The 17,553-nt window shown below is 66.2% G+C and carries 12 protein-coding genes and 1 tRNA gene; 8 read left to right on the top strand and 5 right to left on the bottom strand.

What is annotated here, in order from left to right:
* Nucleotides 1-14 precede the first annotated feature (14 nt).
* Both ACYQ0L_RS05330 and ACYQ0L_RS05325 read left to right on the top strand, forming a co-directional pair.
* Nucleotides 15-3,047 (top strand): PAS domain-containing sensor histidine kinase, encoded by a 3,033-nt coding sequence (locus ACYQ0L_RS05330; protein WP_459787913.1) that lies wholly within the window; start codon nt 15-17, stop codon nt 3,045-3,047.
* The gene (locus tag ACYQ0L_RS05325) at nt 3,040-4,695 is read left to right on the top strand and encodes a response regulator (protein ID WP_459787912.1); all 1,656 of its coding nucleotides are present in this window, start codon (nt 3,040-3,042) and stop codon (nt 4,693-4,695) included. Before ACYQ0L_RS05330 ends, ACYQ0L_RS05325 begins: the two co-directional genes overlap by 8 nt.
* Here ACYQ0L_RS05325 and ACYQ0L_RS05320 read toward each other — a convergent pair.
* A complete protein-coding gene (locus ACYQ0L_RS05320) occupies nt 4,692-6,125 on the bottom strand; it encodes a WecB/TagA/CpsF family glycosyltransferase (RefSeq protein ID WP_459787910.1) in 1,434 nt (477 codons plus the stop codon). The two genes, ACYQ0L_RS05325 and ACYQ0L_RS05320, sit on opposite strands and share 4 nt — an antisense overlap.
* 282 nt (nt 6,126-6,407) lie before the next feature.
* Here ACYQ0L_RS05320 and ACYQ0L_RS05315 point away from each other — a divergent pair, with 282 nt between their 5' ends.
* From ACYQ0L_RS05315 to ACYQ0L_RS05300, 4 genes are read left to right on the top strand one after another with little or no spacing between them, the layout of a single operon-like run.
* Nucleotides 6,408-7,676 carry an oligosaccharide flippase family protein gene (locus ACYQ0L_RS05315; protein WP_459787908.1) on the top strand — a complete coding sequence of 423 codons (1,269 nt, stop codon included), beginning with the start codon at nt 6,408-6,410 and terminating at the stop codon, nt 7,674-7,676.
* A 2-nt stretch (nt 7,677-7,678) separates the two neighbouring features.
* The gene (locus tag ACYQ0L_RS05310; RefSeq protein ID WP_459787906.1) at nt 7,679-8,611 is read left to right on the top strand and encodes a glycosyltransferase family 2 protein; all 933 of its coding nucleotides are present in this window, start codon (nt 7,679-7,681) and stop codon (nt 8,609-8,611) included.
* 25 nt (nt 8,612-8,636) lie between these two features.
* Nucleotides 8,637-9,623, top strand: coding sequence for a glycosyltransferase family 2 protein (locus ACYQ0L_RS05305; protein ID WP_459787905.1), 987 nt, complete (start codon nt 8,637-8,639; stop codon nt 9,621-9,623).
* Entirely contained in the window at nt 9,620-10,663 is a 1,044-nt protein-coding gene (locus ACYQ0L_RS05300; RefSeq protein ID WP_459787904.1) for a glycosyltransferase family 4 protein, read from the top strand. The genes ACYQ0L_RS05305 and ACYQ0L_RS05300 overlap by 4 nt, the downstream gene beginning before the upstream one ends.
* 501 nt (nt 10,664-11,164) lie before the next feature.
* Here ACYQ0L_RS05300 and ACYQ0L_RS05295 read toward each other — a convergent pair.
* Genes ACYQ0L_RS05295 through ACYQ0L_RS05285 form a run of 3 tightly spaced genes read right to left on the bottom strand, consistent with a single transcriptional unit; the run spans nt 11,165 to nt 15,065 of the window.
* Nucleotides 11,165-12,439, bottom strand: coding sequence for an O-antigen ligase domain-containing protein (locus ACYQ0L_RS05295; protein WP_459787903.1), 1,275 nt, complete (start codon nt 12,437-12,439; stop codon nt 11,165-11,167).
* Nucleotides 12,394-13,821 carry a GumC family protein gene (locus ACYQ0L_RS05290; RefSeq protein ID WP_459787902.1) on the bottom strand — a complete coding sequence of 476 codons (1,428 nt, stop codon included), beginning with the start codon at nt 13,819-13,821 and terminating at the stop codon, nt 12,394-12,396. Before ACYQ0L_RS05290 ends, ACYQ0L_RS05295 begins: the two co-directional genes overlap by 46 nt.
* Nucleotides 13,818-15,065, bottom strand: a complete 1,248-nt coding sequence (locus ACYQ0L_RS05285) for a polysaccharide biosynthesis/export family protein (RefSeq protein ID WP_459787901.1) — start codon at nt 15,063-15,065, stop codon at nt 13,818-13,820. The genes ACYQ0L_RS05290 and ACYQ0L_RS05285 overlap by 4 nt, the downstream gene beginning before the upstream one ends.
* A 280-nt stretch (nt 15,066-15,345) precedes the next feature.
* Here ACYQ0L_RS05285 and ACYQ0L_RS05280 point away from each other — a divergent pair, with 280 nt between their 5' ends.
* Together ACYQ0L_RS05280 and ACYQ0L_RS05275 are read left to right on the top strand one after the other, a co-directional pair.
* Nucleotides 15,346-15,885, top strand: a complete 540-nt coding sequence (locus tag ACYQ0L_RS05280; RefSeq protein ID WP_459787900.1) for a heme NO-binding domain-containing protein — start codon at nt 15,346-15,348, stop codon at nt 15,883-15,885.
* On the top strand, nt 15,885-17,333 hold the full coding sequence (locus ACYQ0L_RS05275; RefSeq protein ID WP_459787899.1) for a sigma-54-dependent transcriptional regulator: 1,449 nt from the start codon (nt 15,885-15,887) through the stop codon (nt 17,331-17,333). Before ACYQ0L_RS05280 ends, ACYQ0L_RS05275 begins: the two co-directional genes overlap by 1 nt.
* 66 nt (nt 17,334-17,399) lie before the next feature.
* Here ACYQ0L_RS05275 and ACYQ0L_RS05270 read toward each other — a convergent pair.
* Nucleotides 17,400-17,486: transfer RNA gene (locus ACYQ0L_RS05270), tRNA-Leu, on the bottom strand.
* Between the last annotated feature and the right edge of the window lie 67 nt (nt 17,487-17,553).

Raw genomic sequence — 17,553 nt, 5'->3', positions numbered from 1 at the left:
TATCGATAAGAGGTTTGCTGATATTTCTCCCCGTCATCGCGTTTGTGGTCGGGGCGATGACGTGGCTTTCCTATCGATCTGCGATTTCGGATTTCCGGCGCAGCGCCCAGTCCGAACTGGCGATCTCCAACAATACCAATGCGGCCGCTCTTGGGCGCAAACTGCAGCTGATTGCCACGACCGAACGCAAGGCAGTCGAGATCATGAACGCTCGCCTCGATCGCGGTCCGGGCACACGCTTCGCAGCGATCGCGGATCGCGCCGAGGATGGAGCATGGCATACCCCCGATACCTTCTGGTCGGGAGAGGAGATGCCCGGCGGTGTCCGTCTCGAAGGGGTTGCCGGGTTCTTCCCGCCACCCACGCCGTCGGGCCGGCGCGAGGACAGCATTCTCGCCGCATTCGAGACCATTCGCGCAATGTCGAACGGTCTCTCCGATGAGATCGAAAGCCTGTATTTCTTCTCTCCTGCGAACGATCTGCTGATCTATGCGCCGGACCGCGCGGACCGCCTCGAATTCTACCGTAATGCGCCCGCCGATTTCGGTTTCCAGGATTCCGAATTCAATCAGATCACCCTGCCGGCCAATAATCCCGATGCCCGTCTGCGATGCACCAGCCTGCAGAACCCCGCCTATGACGAAACCGGGCGCGCGTGGACGACCGGCTGCATGTACCCGATGCGCCGCGAGGGCCGCCATCTGGGCGCCTGGGGTGTCAGCATCCCGCTGCCCGAGATGGTCGAAGGGCTGCGCCCGCCGCCCGATGGCGCCTTCACGATCATCGTCAGCGCGGAGGGGCGCCTGATCCACCACTCGGCCATCGCGGGTATCGCGAAGGAGCGGCTGGCCGCCAATATCGATCTTGCGTCCTCGGACGATCCCCTGTTGTCGGGCCTGTGGCAGTTCGTGCGTTCCGATCCCGCAGACGGGGCCGTCCGGTGGGAGCCGATCGAGGCCCAGATCGTCATCGAGAAACTCGATGCGCCCGATTGGTATGTCCTGACCGCGATGCCGGATGCCGCGCTCAGCGAACGGGCATGGAACATCGCCAGCCGCGTGATCCTGATCGGGTCGCTGGGGGCCCTAGCCCTCGCGCTTATCATTGGCGCGCTGTTCCATTCGGTGGTCGCGCGGCGCATAATTGCTCTCGCCAGGCGGGCGGATCAGGTCTCGGCACGAGTCGAAAGCGCGGCCGTGGTCGCCGGTGGCTCCGGCGATGAAATCGAACGGCTGGAGAGCTCCTTCGCCCGGATGGAGGGGCGCATCGCGCAGGCCGAAGAGCGCGAACGCCGCTCGTTCGATATGCTGGTCGACGCGGCGGACGGCTATGCAATGGTCCTGTTCGATGCGCAGGGGGAATTGATTCGCGCGAACCGGGGCGCGCAGGAATTGCTGGGCGCGGCGGGTATCGCCGGTATCCAGCGCGCGCTTGCTGCACGCCTCGCGGGTGAGGAGGACGCCGATCACGATCTGCCGGACGAGACCGTGAGCGTCGCGAGGCGCGAGCTGCCCGATGGCACCGTCCTTTCGCTGAGCGAGGCGCTGATCCCGCTGGTCGACGATGCGCAGGAGGTTTTCGGGTACGCGTTCGTGGCCCACGATCTCACCGAAATCACCGCCAACGAGCGCAAGCTGGAAGAAAGCATGCTGTTTCTCGAACTGGCGCAAGCGAGTGCCAAGGTCGGGCATTTCGCGCTCGATCCGGTCACCATGGAGGTCACCATCTCCAGCTGGATTCGCGAGCGTTTCGGGATCGAGGAAGCACGCCTGCCGCTGGTTCGCGTAGCCGAGCATTTCTCCGAAGAGACGCGCGAGGAGACCGTGGAGCAGATTTACCAGCTGATCCTTGCGCAGGACGATTTCTCCTTCGAAGCAGAGGGCGTCGATGCGGCGGGGAAGACGGTGCCGGTGATGATCCAGGGAACCGCTGCATTCGGGCCCGAAGGTACGGATGGGCAGCCGATCGGCTTTTTCGGCATTCTTCGCGATATCGGCGAAGAACGCGAAGCCGAGCAGGCTCTCGTCCGTGCGCGCGACGAAGCGCAGGCCGAAGCGCGCGCGCGCAGCGATCTTCTCGCGGTTGTTGCCCACGAAATCCGCACGCCGATATCGGGCATGCTTGGCCTGATCGACCAGATCCGGCGGGAGGAATCGGCCGAGGAACGGCAGCGGGCGCTGCGTATGATCGAGGAATCATCGGAAGCGCTTCTCCAGACGCTCGATGCGACGCTCCAGAAACGCCGGTTAGAACGCGAAGAGGCCGAGCGTGCGGAGGCGCTGTTCCGGCCGGCAGATCTCGCTGCGCGGGTGGCCGGCCTGTTTCGCCCGCTGGCGCGACGCAAGGGTCTGGCCATCGAAGTCGACGTCAGCAGCGACGCGCAGGTGCGGGCGAGGCAGGGGCCCATCCAGCAGGTGCTGGCGAACCTCGTTTCCAACGCGCTGAAGTTCACTGCGGTAGGCAAGGTCACGATCACGATGACCGAACCGGAAGCAAAGTCGGAACCGTGGACCATCGCGGTGTCCGACACCGGGCCCGGCATTCCCGAAGACCGCCTCGGCAGGATTTTCGAACCGTTTGCCGGGTCCGCGCCCGACACGCTGGGGCGCCGGTCCGGATCGGGTCTGGGCCTGTCGATCACGCACAATCTCGTCATGGAGATGGGAGGCACGCTGACGGCGGAAAATCGGGCCGAGGGGGGCACGCGGATGGTCCTGACGCTTCCGCTCGAGCCTGTGGTCGAGGAAGAAGAGCATGCCGAGCGCGGCACGATTGCCATCGCGCTGGCGCAGGAATCGCTGGCGCTGCGGGCCGAAATCGCCGCGATCGCACAGGGGTTCAGTCCGATCCAGGACGATGCGGAACCGGACATCCTGCTCACCGACGACCCGGCCGAGGTCGCGGACTTCGACGGCACGCTCGCCGTGCTGGTCGTCGACGAGCAGACCGTGCCGCCAGAGCCGAAAGGTGGAAAGATCGTGACAGCTTCACCGACGAACGTCGTCGACAACCTGCCCGATATCCTGCGGGAAAACCTCGATGAATAGCTTAGACGATATCGAACCCGAACGGCGAGCCGAAATCCTTGCCGCCAGGCTTGAGCGGAGCGAGCGGGCGCTTCTCGATGCGGAGAAGGCGCTGGAACAGCGGATGCGCGATCTGGTGCACGCCAACGAAGAGCTTTCGAAAAGCGAAAGCGAACTGGCCGCGCGGCTCGATATCGAAAGCGCGCTCCTGCTGGGGGCACTCGCCACGGCGGGCATGGTCACGATCTACGGCGAGCGTGACCGCGGCTACACGATTTCCCAGGGGGGCGGCGCCATGCTGGGCCTGCCCGCGCATCAGGAGGCCGGTCTCGAGGACCTGATGGCCGCCCTCCATCCGCTGGACCGGCAGCGGATCACGCGCGAAGGGATGGCCTTCTTTCGCGAGAAACCGGCCGGTCAGGACCATCACTACGCCCATCGCATCGTGAGGGCCGACACGGGCGAGACGCGCTGGCTCAGCTGGTCGGTCCGGCGCGAGCGCAGCACGCCCGAAAGGCCGGGCTACGTCATGGGCACCGTCCGCGACGTCACCGAAGCGCGGGCGAACGAACGGCGCGTGCGCGCGCTCCAACTGCTGGCCGAGCGCCGGGTGAGAGAGCTGGAAGGCCTGCGCAAGGAACTGCAGGCGGCGAAGGACACGGCCGAGGGCGCGCTTGAAGACCGGGTTCGCTTCATCTCCGAAATGGCGCACGCGGTCCGCACGCCCCTCTCGGGGCTCGCGGGAGGGCTGGACCTCGTGAGCGGAAAGCTTGCCGCCGACGATTCCGATCTCAAGGTCGTCCGGGAGGCATCCGAACAGCTGGGACAGATTGCCGCGCGCCTGCTCGAGGAAGCCGACGCAAACGATCCGACCGGTCCGGATCTGGCCGGGGCCCCGGTACCGCTACCCAGCCGCTCGGATGCGATCCCCGAGTCGCCACGCGTGCTGGTCGCCGAAGATACCGAGAGCAATCGCTACGTCATCCGGCGCCTGCTCGAAGAGATGAATTGCGAGGTCGTCGCGGTCGAGAACGGCGCGGCGGCGGTGGAGGAGGTGCGCCGATCGAATTTCGACTGCATCCTGATGGATGTCATGATGCCGATCATGGACGGCGAACAGGCGACGAAGGCCATCCGTGCATTGCCGGGATCGGTCGCACGGGTTCCGATCATCGGGATCACCGCCCATAGCCTGGCGGCGGAGCGGGACCGGCTGGTCTCCTCCGGCATGACCGTCTGCCTCGCCAAACCCGTCCGTCGCGATGCGCTGGAGAACGCGGTCAAGACCGCGATCATTTCCGGTCGTGGCGGCTCCGAAGCGCACCAGGCCCGGTTCGATCACGACCTGTTCCGGCGCGGCTTCACCGATCTGCCGCCCGCGTACCGTGAGAGGATGCGCACCGCCGCGCGCAAGGACATCACGCGCTACGCGACCGAGGTGCTGACCGCCGCGCACGCGCAGGAGGACGAGCAATTGTCCAGGATGGCGCATTCCCTGACCGGGGTCGCCCTGAACGTGGGCGCGATCGGTATCGTGGAGGAACTGGCGCGCTTCAGGGAAGAGCGCGCGAAGGATCCTGCCGCATCGCCGGAGGCTTTCCGTGCAGAGGTCGCCGCTTGCCTGCTGGCAATCGACGACCTATACGACGCTCTGGTTGGCGACTTCTAATAGGCGCCCCGGCCCGTCACCACGGCGGGCACGGTGAGAGCCAGCAGTTTGATGTCGGTCAGCAGGCTGCGGCGGCGCAGGTAGGCGCGATCCATGATCGCCTGCCGGTGGAACGGGATTTCCGCGCGACCCTTCACCTGCCACACGCAGGTGATCCCCGGCTTGCCGCCCAGACGCTCCCACTGGCGACCGCGGTACTCGATCACTTCCGTGGCGAGCGCGGGACGCGGGCCGACCAGCGACATGCTCCCGCCCAGGACGTTGAACACCTGGGGCAGCTCGTCGATCGAGTACCGGCGGATCGTCTTGCCGACCCGGGTGATGCGCGGATCGTCCAGCATCTTGAAGCACGTACCCGCCCGGTCCGATTGCGCGAGCAGAGCGGCACGCCGTTCCTCGGCATCGGTGAACATCGACCGGAACTTGATCATGCTGAACACCCGGCCGTTGGCCCCGATGCGGGACTGGCGGAAGAACACCGGACCCTTGTCCTCCAGACGGATCGCGAGTGCGGTGACGAGGAAGACCGGCAGCAGCGCCATCAGCGCGAGCGTGGCAACGACGATGTCGAGCGTGCGCTTGGCCGCGTCGCTGCAGGCCTGGTCGATCCCCCTGATCCGCGCCGCTTCGCGGGCGGCATAGGCGAGGAAGGCGATGTTGCCGGCGAGGTAGCGCTTGGCCATCCGGCGCGGCTCCATCGCGAGACGCCACATCCACTCGCTCTTGCAGGCACGCACGATCTGCGGCGCGCGGGCAATGCGACCCGAGTAGTAATCGAACAGCCCGCCCACGCCGAGCACGACCGGAATGTTGAGCCGGTGGCGATTGCGCGCGATCCAGTTTTCCTGAAGCGGAACCCCGAGGCCGACGAACAGAATGCCGGCGCGCGAGGCATTGATGCGCTCGATCAGGCCGTCTTCGTCTTCCTCGCGGAAATAGCCGTCGGCAGTGCCGCGAACGGCGAGCGAGGGCCAGGTTTCGCAGACCCATGCGGCTGCGTCTTCGGCAACGCCGGGCTGGCCGCCGAGGAGGAAGATGCCGACGCCTTCCACGGCCGCGCGCTGGCAGATTTCCGGGAAGAGGTCGGTTCCATTCAGATTGGCGGGCGCGGGCGCCATGCACATCTTCGCCGCGATTTCGATGCCGATGCCGTCGGGCAGCAGAAGATCGCTCTGGGCCAGAGCATCGCGATAGCGTGCATCTTCCCGTGCGACATTCACGCAGTGGGCATTGATGAAGTTGACGGTGGTCTTGCGACCGTACTGCGCGCGATCGACGATGTAGCGTGCGACATCGCCGCGCGGAGCATTGCTGAGCTCGAGCCCGAAGAGCTCCAGCTTCTTGAAAGGACCGCCGAAGACAGCACCGAGATCGCGAAAGCGAGCCGGCCCGGCGGGGGCTTCGAAAGCGGATGCGGGGATGTATTCCATGGCTTGGCTCCTGTGAAAGATGCCGGCCAACCCGCAATCACCGTGCCAGTTTCCATATCGTATTGATTTAGAACGATAATACATGTGCAGGCGAAAGTGCCGCCCAAGCGTTCACGGTGCTTTTCGCAAATTGCGACACTGAATCGTTGCGATTTGCATCATATCGCGGCGCAGAATGCGAAACGGCGTGGGCTTCGCCGCGAATTCTCGAGAAACCCCTGGATTTTCGGGAATTGGCACAGTCCTTGAAAGGTTGCGGACCTCAGCATTTCGAGGACCACAATGTTCGCCATTCGCACCACTATTACCCGCATCGCGAGCCAGCCGCTCGTCTCGGGGCTTGTTGCCTTCGGCTCGGCCGAAGCGGCGACCCGTGTTGTGCGGCTGGCGGCCTTGCTGATCGTTGCGCGGCGCCTGTCGCCCGAGATGTTCGGTGCTGCCGCGCTCGCGCTCAGCCTGTTCGAACTGATCCGCGTGCTGGCCAATGCCGGCATCGGCCAGCGCCTGATACTGGCGACCGAGGAAGACCTGCCTGCGCTGTGCCGCACCGCGCACAGGCTGTTCTGGATCGTGTGCCTCGGCGTCGCGGCCGTGCAGCTGATGGCAGCGGCTATCCTGGCGCTGTTGTTCGACCTGCGCGAGCCTGCCGCGATGCTGGCGTGCCTGTCGCTGGTCTATGTCATCATGCCGCCGGGCCTGGTGCAGATCTTCCTGACCATGCGCGATAACCGCATGGGCGCGGTCGCACGGATCGCGGCGTCGCAGAATGTTGCCGACAGCGCGCTGACGCTGGCTCTGGCGATCGTGTGGCCGAGCGCATGGGCGATCGTGCTGCCAAAGCTGCTGGCCGCGCCGGTATGGACGCTGCTGGCCCGCCGCAGCACCCGCTGGAGCCCCGATGGGCACATCAGCCCGGCCCCCATGCGCGAATTCGCGCTGTTCGGCCCCGCCATCATGGCGACCGAAGTTCTGGGCGCAGCGCGGCTGCACGGCGACAAGCTGGTGGTCGGCGCGCTGTTCGGGACGGAGACGCTGGGCGTCTACTTCTTCGCCTTCAATGCGGGGCTGGGCATCACGCAAAGCTTCGTCGCGGCGTGCAACACGGTTGTATTCCCGCACCTGGCGCGGACGGCCCAGGCGCATGCTCGCAGCGAGTTCCGCAAGGCCTTCGGCACCGGCATCGCGATGCTGGCCCCCGTGGTCGCGGCCCAGGCGCTGCTGTCGCCGATCTACGTGCCGATCGTATTCGGCCAGACCTGGGTGCCCGCGGTTCCCTTTATCGCGCTGCTCTCGCTGGCCGCCCTGCCGCTCTACGCCGGTTCGCTGGTCGGTGCGGCGATGCGGGTGGAGGGGCGCCCGGAGCGTGAAACCATCCTGACCGCCTGGGCCTGCGCCGCCGCGCTCGCCGGATTGGCCCTCTTCTCACCCGCCGGGCTGGCTGCCGCCTGCCTTGGCTACGGCGCCGGGCTTGCCCTGGTGACCATCCCCGCAGCCGCGAGCCGCCTGATGGCCCGCACCCCGAGTGTCTTCACAAAAACCCAAGGAGCCTGAAAATGACCGATCCCCGTTTCTCCGTCGTCGTCGCTGCCTACAATGCCGAACGCACGATCGCCGAGTCGATCGACAGCGTTCTCGCGCAGAGCCATCAGGACTTCGAGATCGTCGTGGTCGACGATGGATCGAGCGACGATACGCTCAAGATCGTCCTGCAATATGCCGAGGCGCACGAGAAGATCTTCGTGGTCTCGCAGACCAACCAGGGTGTTTCGGCCGCACGCAACCGCGGCGTCTCCATCGCCCGCGGCACGCTGATCGCCTTCCTCGATGCCGACGACGTCTGGCACGCGGACAAACTGGCGCGGCACGATGCGCTGCATGCGTCGGACCCGATGGTCGAAGCGAGCTTTGCCCGCATCGCCTTCTGCCCGGACCGTACCGACGGCCCGCTGCGGCCGGGGCGGACCCGCTCCAGCGTGCCCGAAGGGTACTGCGATCTGGAAGACGTCGTGATCGAGAACGCGGTCTGCACTATGTCGAACCTGGTCATCGAACGCGATGTCTTCCTCGAACTGGGCGGTTTCAAACGGTCCATGCGCTACGTCGAGGACCAGGACCTGCTGGCCCGCGTCGTCGGCTACGGCCACCTGCTGCGCGGGATCCCCGAAACGCTGGTCGGCTATCGCATGAGCAATGACGGCCTGAGCTGCGATTTCGACGCGATGTTCGCCGCGTGGAAGGAACTGGCCGATCGCTGGTCGCACGTGATCGACGTGCGCCGGGGCGAGGCGCTCTACTGCCGCTACCTGGCGCGCCGCGCACTGCGTGCGGGCAGCACGATGGAGACGAGCCGCAACTTCGTGCGGATCGCCCTCGATAGCGACCGAAAGGCGTTTTTCTCCGGCGGCGCGCGCGGCGTGCTGACTGCCGGAGCCACCGTTGCCGGAAGCGCGATGCCAGCCCGGGCCCGAAGCGCCCTGTTTGCCTGATCACAAGATTCCAAGGAGAATAGCAATGTCTGCCCCCCGCATGTCCGTCGTGATGCCCGTTTACAATGTCGAGCCCTATATCGCCGAAGCGATCCAGTCGGTTCTCGACCAGACGTTCAAGGATTTCGAGCTCATCATCGTCGACGATGGCGGTGCGGACCGGTCGATCAGGATCGCCCGCAGCTTCGAGGATGATCGTATCAAGATCGTGTCGCAGCCCAATCGGGGCCTGGCCGGCGCGCGCAACACGGGGATCGCCCGTTCCAGCGCACCCTATGTCGCATTGCTCGATTCCGACGACCGCTGGCACCGCGACAAGCTGCTGCTGCACTACGTTCACCTCGAGGCCAATCCCGAGATCGGCGTCAGCTACTGCGGTTCGCGCCTGATCGACCAGAATGGCACCCCGCTGGCCGTCGCCCAGCGACCGAAACTGACCAATGTCACCGCACGCGATGTGCTGTGCCGCAATCCGGTCGGCAATGGCAGTGCCCCGGTGCTGCGCCGCAGCGCGCTCGACCGGGCGGCATTCCGCCATCCCGACGAGCCGCAGCGGGTCTGCTGGTTCAACGAGAGCTTCCGCCAGTCGGAGGATATCGAGCTGTGGGTCCGCCTGGTGGCCGCGCACGCGGTCCGCTTCGAAGGGATCGACCAACTGCTGACCGAATACCGGATCATCGGCGGGGCGCTTTCGGCGAATGTGGTCAAGCAGTACCTCAGCTGGACCCGCATGCTGGAAAAGGCGCGTGGATACGCCCCCGAACTGGTCGAGGAATATGGCGATACCGCCCGTGCGTACCAGATGCGCTACCTCGCCCGGCGGTCGATCCAGCTCGGCAAGGTCGATCTGGCGAGGGATCTGTTCGCCCGCGCGAAGGCCCTGTCCCCGCGCATCTTCATCGAAGAACCGGTCAAGTCCGCCGCCACCTGGGGCGCGATCGGTCTGGCACGTCTCATCGGCGCGGATCGCTTCCGCCAGCTGATGCGGCCTTATCTGAGGGCAGCAGCATGATCCGGATCGTACATTTGCTCGACGACTTCAGCATGGGCGGGGTCACCCGCGCGCTGTCGCTGTTCGATAACCCGCGCATTCGCCGCAAGGCCGTGTCGCGCAAGCTCGAGATCGGGCGCACTGTGCGCGAAGCGCCGCACCTCGATGCCGACCTGATCGTGATCCACGTGCCGCCGTGCTGGAGCCGGCTGCCCTATCTGGGGGCCTTGCGGGTCAAAAACCCGCATGCCCGGATCGTGCAGGTCGAACATTCCTATACCCGCGCATTCGAAAGCCGCCATGTGCCGAGCCGTGCGCGCTTCCGCACGCTGTTGCGCACGGCCGCGGCACTGGTGGACGAGATCGTCAGCGTTTCTCACGCACAGCGCAAGTGGCTGATCGAGGTGGGCGTCCCGCCCGAGAAGATCGCGACCATCAGTCCGTGGTGCGGGCGCTTCGAGCTGGCCAATGTGCCGCCCACGCCGAAGCCCAGTCGCGAAGGACCGCTGGAGCTGCTTGCCTATGGCCGCTTCTCGCCGGAAAAGAACTTCGCTGCGCTGGTACAGGCGATGGTGCATTTCGCGCCGCATCAGGTCAGGCTGACGCTGTTCGGCGCAGGACCGGAGCAGGAGGCGCTGGAGGCGCTGGCTGCGGACCTGCCGAACGTGTCCATCCTCCCGCCGTGCCCCGATCCCGGGCGATATCTTGCGCAGTGCCACGCGGTGATCGTGCCTTCGCACCAGGAAGCCTTCGGGCTCGTTGCGACCGAAGCCCGCATGGCCGGCCGCGCGGTTCTGGTGGCGGATGTCGACGGCCTGCCCGAGCAACTGCGCGACGGCGGTGGCCTGGTGCGGCCCATGCGCACGGTAGAGGACATTGCCTACGGCATCCGCCAGCTGGCGCAGGATGATGTCGTGGCGATGGGAACCGCCGGCCGCTACTCGGTCGCGCACCAGCACAACACCATTATCGCCGGGTGGCACGCCATCATCGGCCGCGCCGCCAGACACTGGCCTTCTTCGGGTGTCCACCCGGGAATCGAGGTAGCGAACGCAGCCTGACCTCCTCTCTCCGTCTGGTCGGGCATGCGAGGGAGTCGTCCCGTTCACCTTTTGCTGGAAGGTGGCGGGGCGGCTCCCTTCTTTTGTGCTCGGCGTCGCTGTGGGCCATACCCGGTCGGGAAGATGGAGGGCGGTTTGATCGAAGGGAAGAGACACGGCTCTGTTCCCTTCGAGCAGAGCATCGCGGACATGACAGGGGAGGGCGATAGCGATCTGCCGCTTCGTCCGGTGCTCCGGGTCGCCCTACGGCGCGGTGTTCCCCCTGACGCCGTGCGCCGTGTCCCTGGCGGTGTGCGGCAAGGCCCTTGGCAGGGGCGGCCTGCGACAGGCATATCACGCGTACCAGGTGCAGGCTGAAGGTGGCTCTCGAAGGGGCCCCGGATCGTCAGAAGCTCGATGCCGCAAGCGGTCTGCTGCCGGCGGCTGCGGCTGGGGCTGGGGCTTCTTCTTACAGGCAGCCGGTAACCTCCGGATGCCTACGCCGCTTCCAGAGGCTGGCGTTCAGTCGACCGGAGCGGTCTCGAGGTCCGGGGGCGGGGCGGCCAATGCGCGGCCGACGATGATCAGCGCGGGCCAGAACAGGTAGGCGAGGATTTCGAGGTTCTCGCCGAAGGAATACAGGATCAGGATCGTGACCATCGCCAGTGCGCAGCGGTGCAGCGCGCTCTCGCGGGCGCGCCAGAACAGCACGCCGAAGGTCGCGAACAGCGGGAGAGCGAGCGCCAGTGCGCCGGTCAGCCCCTTCACGAACAACAGGCCATACCACGAGTGATGGCTGCCGATCGGCATGTATTCGACAAGATGCGGCCCGTTCTCGACGATGCCGTGGCCGAACCAGTACGCCTCGTCCTGCCACCGGTCGACCGCGATCCGGCCCAACGCTGCGCGCACGCGGCTGGAATCGGCGCGGGCGGAGCTGAAATCCGCCATCAGCTGCTCCAGAAACGCGAGCAGGTCGGCCCCGAAGAAGCCGACGAACAGCATGACCGGGGCGGCCACCAGCCAGGTCGACCCGCGGTCGATCCGGCCCGAACCCCAGGCGAAGGGCGCGATCACGACCAGCGCGACAAGTGCGAGGCGGGATTGCGAGAGCAGCGCGACCAGCAGGAATGCTGCAATGCCGGTGACCTTCCACGCCAGCTTCTTTTCCTGCGCGCACAGGAAGATGTAGACCAGCGCGACCATCCCGGCGGCGGGCGACCACGGCGCGAAGAACTGCCAGCGCGGCGTGCCCGCGCCCGGCTCGATCGTGTAGAGGATCGTCGCGAAATATTCCGGCCCCGGCCCGCCGATCGCCTTGAGGGGGGAGACCCACAGCGTTTCCGGCAAGCCGATGAAGGGCGCGACGAGGAACAGCGGCAGCATCACCAGCGTCCACATGCCCAGGCGGCAGGCGGCCCGCGCAATCACTTCCATCCGCACATCCAGCACCGCGCCCGCCAGCGGGAAGAGCGCGATCAGCGCCCAGCCCTTGGCCCACCCGATGGTGCTCTTGATCGTCTGGCCCGTGCTCAGTTCGAAATTGAAGTGGCCGATCCACAGTATGGGAAGCATCGCCGCCATCCCTGCCAGCCATAACCAGACGGACAGCGGGATGACGGCGATGTTCTTGCGGCCCAGGTACAGTTCGCCGAAGACCAGCATCGCCAGCAGCCACCCGATCACCGGTCCGGCCACGTAGAGCCCGCCGAACAGCCACAGGATCCACGTGGCCTTGATCGAGACCGAGATCAGGCGTTCGGCAGGATTTTGCGGATGATGGGCTGGCGCAGCCATAACAGCAGGAACCCGAACAGGGTGAACAGGCTCGCCCCGAACGCGCCGGCAATGGCGAGCATGGGCGAGGGCGAAGAACGGTCACGCGGCAGCGAGGGGACTTCCAGCGTCTGGACCAGCGGGTAGGACGCAAACGGGTCCGACTTGTTGGTGTCCAGCCGTGCCAGCGCGGAGCTGAAGACGGCCTCTGCCACGCGCAGGTCGCGGGTCAGGTCGGCCAGGCGCGCGGCCTGCTCCACCTGCTGCTGCGAATTGGCGGATTCTTGCGAGATCTGGCGGCGCAGTTCGGCCAGCGCGGCCCCATGACCCGCCCGGCCCGCATCGCGTTCCGTCAGCGTGGCGAACAGCCGTTCGCGCGTGTCGGAGACGGCCAGATCGGCAAATGCGACCACGGCGGAGCGGCTGGTGCCGGCCACGCGCGCACCACGTGCGCTCAGCGCATCGCGCAGGGCCGCACGCTCGACGCCCAATTCTTCCATTGCTTCGTGGGCATCGCCCAAGGTCGCGCCGCGCTCGGTATGCTCGGCGCTCGTCTTGGCATAGCGAGACAGCAGCTCGCGAAACTCGGGATCGGCCTTCAGGCGCATCGCCATGCGTGCCTGCCCCAGCGAGATGTCCAGCGTGGAAGCCAGCCGCCCGGCGGCCGCGCCGCTTTCGGCGACCAGCACGCGCCGGTCGCGCTCGCTTTCCTTCAGGCGGTCGAGCGAGGTCACGCGACCAGCAAACTGGTCGAGCGAGACCAGCCCGGTTTCCGCCTGGAAGGCCAGCAACGCCTTTTGCGCTTCGTCCACCTTCAACTCCAGCTCGTGGATACGCTCTGCATCGGCGTCTTCGCGCCGCTGCGCTTCGTCGGTGCGCAGCGACTCGAGCGCGTCGAGGAATGCGGCTTGCAATGCTTCCATGCGGTCGCGCGCGGTCTCCGGATCGCCCGCCGCGATCTGCACTTCGATCAGGTTGGTCTGGTCGATCAGCTTGATCCCGGGTGCGGGGAAGCCGCCTTCCGCCTCACCCGCACGCTCCGCCGCATCGCGCAGCACCACGTCGGACGTCAGCAGGCGTTTGTAATTCTCGGTCGGGCTCAGCGACGGGCTCGAGAAGGCCGAGCTCGTGTTCGTGGTCGCCTGGCCGATCGACTCGAGGTTGATCGAACCGCCCACGCCGGTGCCGGGGAGGATCAGCGTCATCCGGCTATCATACCGATCGGGCGCAAAAAGGATGTAGGCGATCGTCAGACCCCAGATAACGGCCATCGGGATCGCCAGCGCCACAAAGTACCGGCGGTAACGGCCGACCGATGGCAGGCCGTCGCGTACCAGCATCCAGGCCTTGGCCAGCCAGCGCGGCGGCGTAGGCGGCGTATAGGTGGGGAGAGAGTGCTTCACAGCGCGTTGTCCAGCAGCAGGGCCGGGGTCACGGCGCTGACGCCCTGCGTGACCATGCCGATGGCTTCGGCCAGGTTGGTCCAGCGGCTGTCGTAGCAGGCGATCGCATCGCCCGGCATCAGGTAGGGATCGTACTGGTCACGGTTCGCCTCGCGCACCAGCTTCTCGATATCGCGCTCGATCACGACGCTGCGGCCGCTGATCGGATTGCGCGAAATCAGCACCGCGCGCCGGTCCGACTGCATGTAGCTGCCGCCCACGCAGTTCGCGGCGACCAGCGCCTGCAGGAAGCGCGTGCCGTAGGGCAGCGACGTGGTTTCCTGGCCGATCGCGGCGCCCGCGTTGTTGTTCGCGCTGCGGGTGAGGTTCGACATGTAGACGCGAATCCCCGGAGCGGTCAGCGGGGTCGGACGGACCAGCTTCGGATCGAAGCAGGTACGGCTGGGCACGATGATGCGGTCGCCCGTCGTGATGGGAATATCGCGGCTGGCCCATCCGTGGATCAGGCCGGACAGGTCCAGCTCCACGAAGGCACGATCGCGGATCAGGTAGATGCGCTGCACGTCGGCATCGGGGCGCACACCGCCCGCCGCGCGGATCGCGGTGGCGACGCTGCGCGACACGTTGGCGTCGCCGGTAACCTCGCCTTCCTTCAGGCCGATGCGGCTATCTGGCGTACGCTCGCCCGCCCGCACGGCGGCGGGTTCGAACACCGCGCCGCTGACCGACACCGACACGCCCGCCGCCTCGATCAGCGAGACGGACACGGCGTTGCGCAAGGGGCGCACGATGTTGGCGGAAACGAGCTTCGCGCGCAGGGCCGCGGCAAGCTGATCGGGGGAGCCGCCCCCTGCGCGGGTGGGGGGCACACCGCGCAGGGAGACGGTGCCGTCGGTATCGACGACATAGGTGCCCGAAAGACCGTCAGGATCGCCCATCACGCGAATGGCGAGGCGGTCTCCCGGAGCGAGGGGAGCATTGATGTCCGCGAATTCCTCGATCCGCGCGCGGCGGTAATTGTCCAGCTCGCGCGGGACGGTCCAGTCGCAGGTCGGCGCACCGCGGGCGACCGGGGTCGCTTCGATCCAGTCGCCGCGCGGATGCTCGCTGCCACGCTCGGTCACCTGCTGCGGCGCGTAGAGTGCGCTCTGGTAGTTGGCCGGCGCAGGCCCCGCGACGCAGCCGGCCAGCATGGTGGCGCTGACGAGGGCGGCGGTCGTCTTGCGGGTAATGGAAATGGGCACGGTCTCAGTCTCCGGTGGGAAATTATTGCCCACCACTCTTCAAGGGCCGTACCAATCCCGGATTTCCGCGGGACACAGAGTGTTTTCCAACCGAGTGCCATCGCAGTTTCGCATTCTGCGAAGCGAAATTTGCAAAATGCGGCGGGCTCTTTTGCATTTTGCAAACGAATTCCGCATATTGCAGGCGTTCCGGGCCGCAAAATGGCACATTCTGCGGCAAAATCCCGGCACGCTCCTTGCATCCTCCAGGCAGATTGGGATCACGCAAGGAGCGCGAATTGTGAAAGGTATCGTTTTTTCGGAGATGCTCGAATTTCTCGACAGGACCGGGGGGCCGCTGTTTGCCGAGCAGGTGCTCGCCGATGCGGACCTGCCCCATGGCGGTGCCTATTCGCGCGTGGCGCTCTATCCGTGGGAAGAAGCGGTGCGGATCGTCGAGGCCGCCGCACGTGCCAGCGGGACCAAGGCGGACGAGCTTTGCCAGGCCTTTGGCCGCTTCCTGTTCGAGCGGTTCACCATTCTCTACGCCGACATCGTGCAACGCTACCCCAGCGCGGAAGCCCTGCTCACCCATGTGGGCGGCCACATTCATGAGGAAGTGCGTGTGATCTATCCCGACGCGCGCCCGCCCGCCATCACGACGCGCACCGATTCCGGAGACCTGATCGTCGAATATGCATCGCACCGGCCCTTCGCCCATATCGCCCATGGCCTCGTCGCAGGCGCAATGAAGCACTTCGGCGATACGCGCAGGCTCGAATGGCTTCACGCCAGCGATGACGGATCGCGTGCGGCCTTCGTTCTGGTGCGCTCCGCCTGATGACCAAACCGTCGGTCCTGATAATCGAGGACAGCGAATCGCTTGCGCTGGGCTATGCCGCGCAGCTGGAGGAGGCGGGCTATTCGGTCAGCCTCGCCGCGTCGCTCGCCGAGGCGAAAGCCGCTTTGGCCGAAGCGCCGTTTTCGGCCGCACTGCTCGATCTGCAACTGCCCGATGGCGACGGCCTCTCGCTGCTCGAAGCGACGGACCTGAATACGCCGCCATTCGTCGTCATCACGGCCGACGGGTCGCTGTCCCGCGCGATCGCGGCGATGCGGCTGGGCGCGTTCGACTTCCTCGTGAAACCGGTCGCCGGGGCACGCCTTCTGTCTACGGTGCGCACGGCCTGCGAGCAGACGCCGGCAGACAAGGCGCCTGCCAAACCGAAGGTCTCGGCCAGCAAGGACGGCTTCCACGGCTTCATCGGGCGCTCGCCGGCGATGCGTCAGGTCTATCAGACGATCCAGCAGGTCGCGGATTCGCGCGCCGCGGTGTTCGTCACCGGTGAAAGCGGGACGGGCAAGGAAGTGACGGCCGAGGCGATCCACGCCGCCGGGCGGCGCAAGAGCAAGGCTTTCGTCGCAATCAACTGCGGGGCGATCCCTGAAAACCTGCTCGAAAGCGAGCTGTTTGGTCATGTGAAGGGGGCCTTCACCGGCGCGGTGGAGAACCGCATCGGCGCGGCGAAGGCGGCCGATGGCGGCACGCTGTTCCTCGATGAAATATGCGAGATGGAACTGAAGCTGCAGGTCAAGCTGTTGCGCTTCATCCAGACCGGGATGATCCAGCGTGTGGGATCCTCGCAGGTGGAGCCGGTCGATGTGCGGATCGTGTGTGCGACCAATCGCGATCCCTATCGCGAAGTGGCCGAAGGGCGTTTTCGCGAAGACCTTCTCTACCGCCTCAACGTTATCCCGATATCCTTGCCCCCCTTGCGCGAGCGGGGCGATGACATCCTGCTGCTGGCCGAAAAGCTGGCCGAGCGGATCGCGGGCGAAGAGGGGCTCGATCCGCCCCGTTTCGATGCCGAAAGCCGTTCCGCGCTGCTCTCGCGACCCTGGCCCGGCAATGTCCGCGAGCTTCAGAATACTCTGCGCCGCGCGATGATCACTTCGGCAAGCGGGACGATCGACCTGTCCGACCAGCTCAAGCCGCTGGTTCGGCCCGGCCAGGCTCCGCCGCCGATCGACCCTGTGGATGCGGTGCCGGGTGCGCCGAGCATGGCTCCGCGCGCATTCGAGCCCGCGCCTGCGCCTGCACTGGCGCCCGCCCCGGAACCGGGGCCGCAGCGGCTGTCGTTCGAGGGAATGACTCTCGCTCAGATCGAACGCGAGGCGATCGAGCAGGCGATCCAGCGGGCTGGCGGCAACGTCACCCGCGCCGCCAAGCTTCTGGAGGTCAATTCATCGACCATCTATCGCAAGCTGGAGAAGTGGCGCGAGGAGTGATGCGAGGCGCTGGTATCGCCTCGCGCTCAAGAGACACGGGCAGTTCGCCCGGCTTCTTTTAAAAAATGGTGCGGTCGAGAAGACTCGAACTTCCACGGCCTTGCGGCCACAACGACCTCAACGTTGCGCGTCTACCAGTTCCGCCACGACCGCACACATGCCCTGTTTTTCAAGAGGGCCGGTAACCGGGGCGCGCTGGGCGTCGCCCCGTGAGGAAGCG

The organism is Alteriqipengyuania triglochinis (assembly GCF_054655655.1).
The sequence above is the reverse complement of the archived record's forward strand: the minus strand, read 5'-3'. Positions and strand labels throughout refer to the sequence as shown.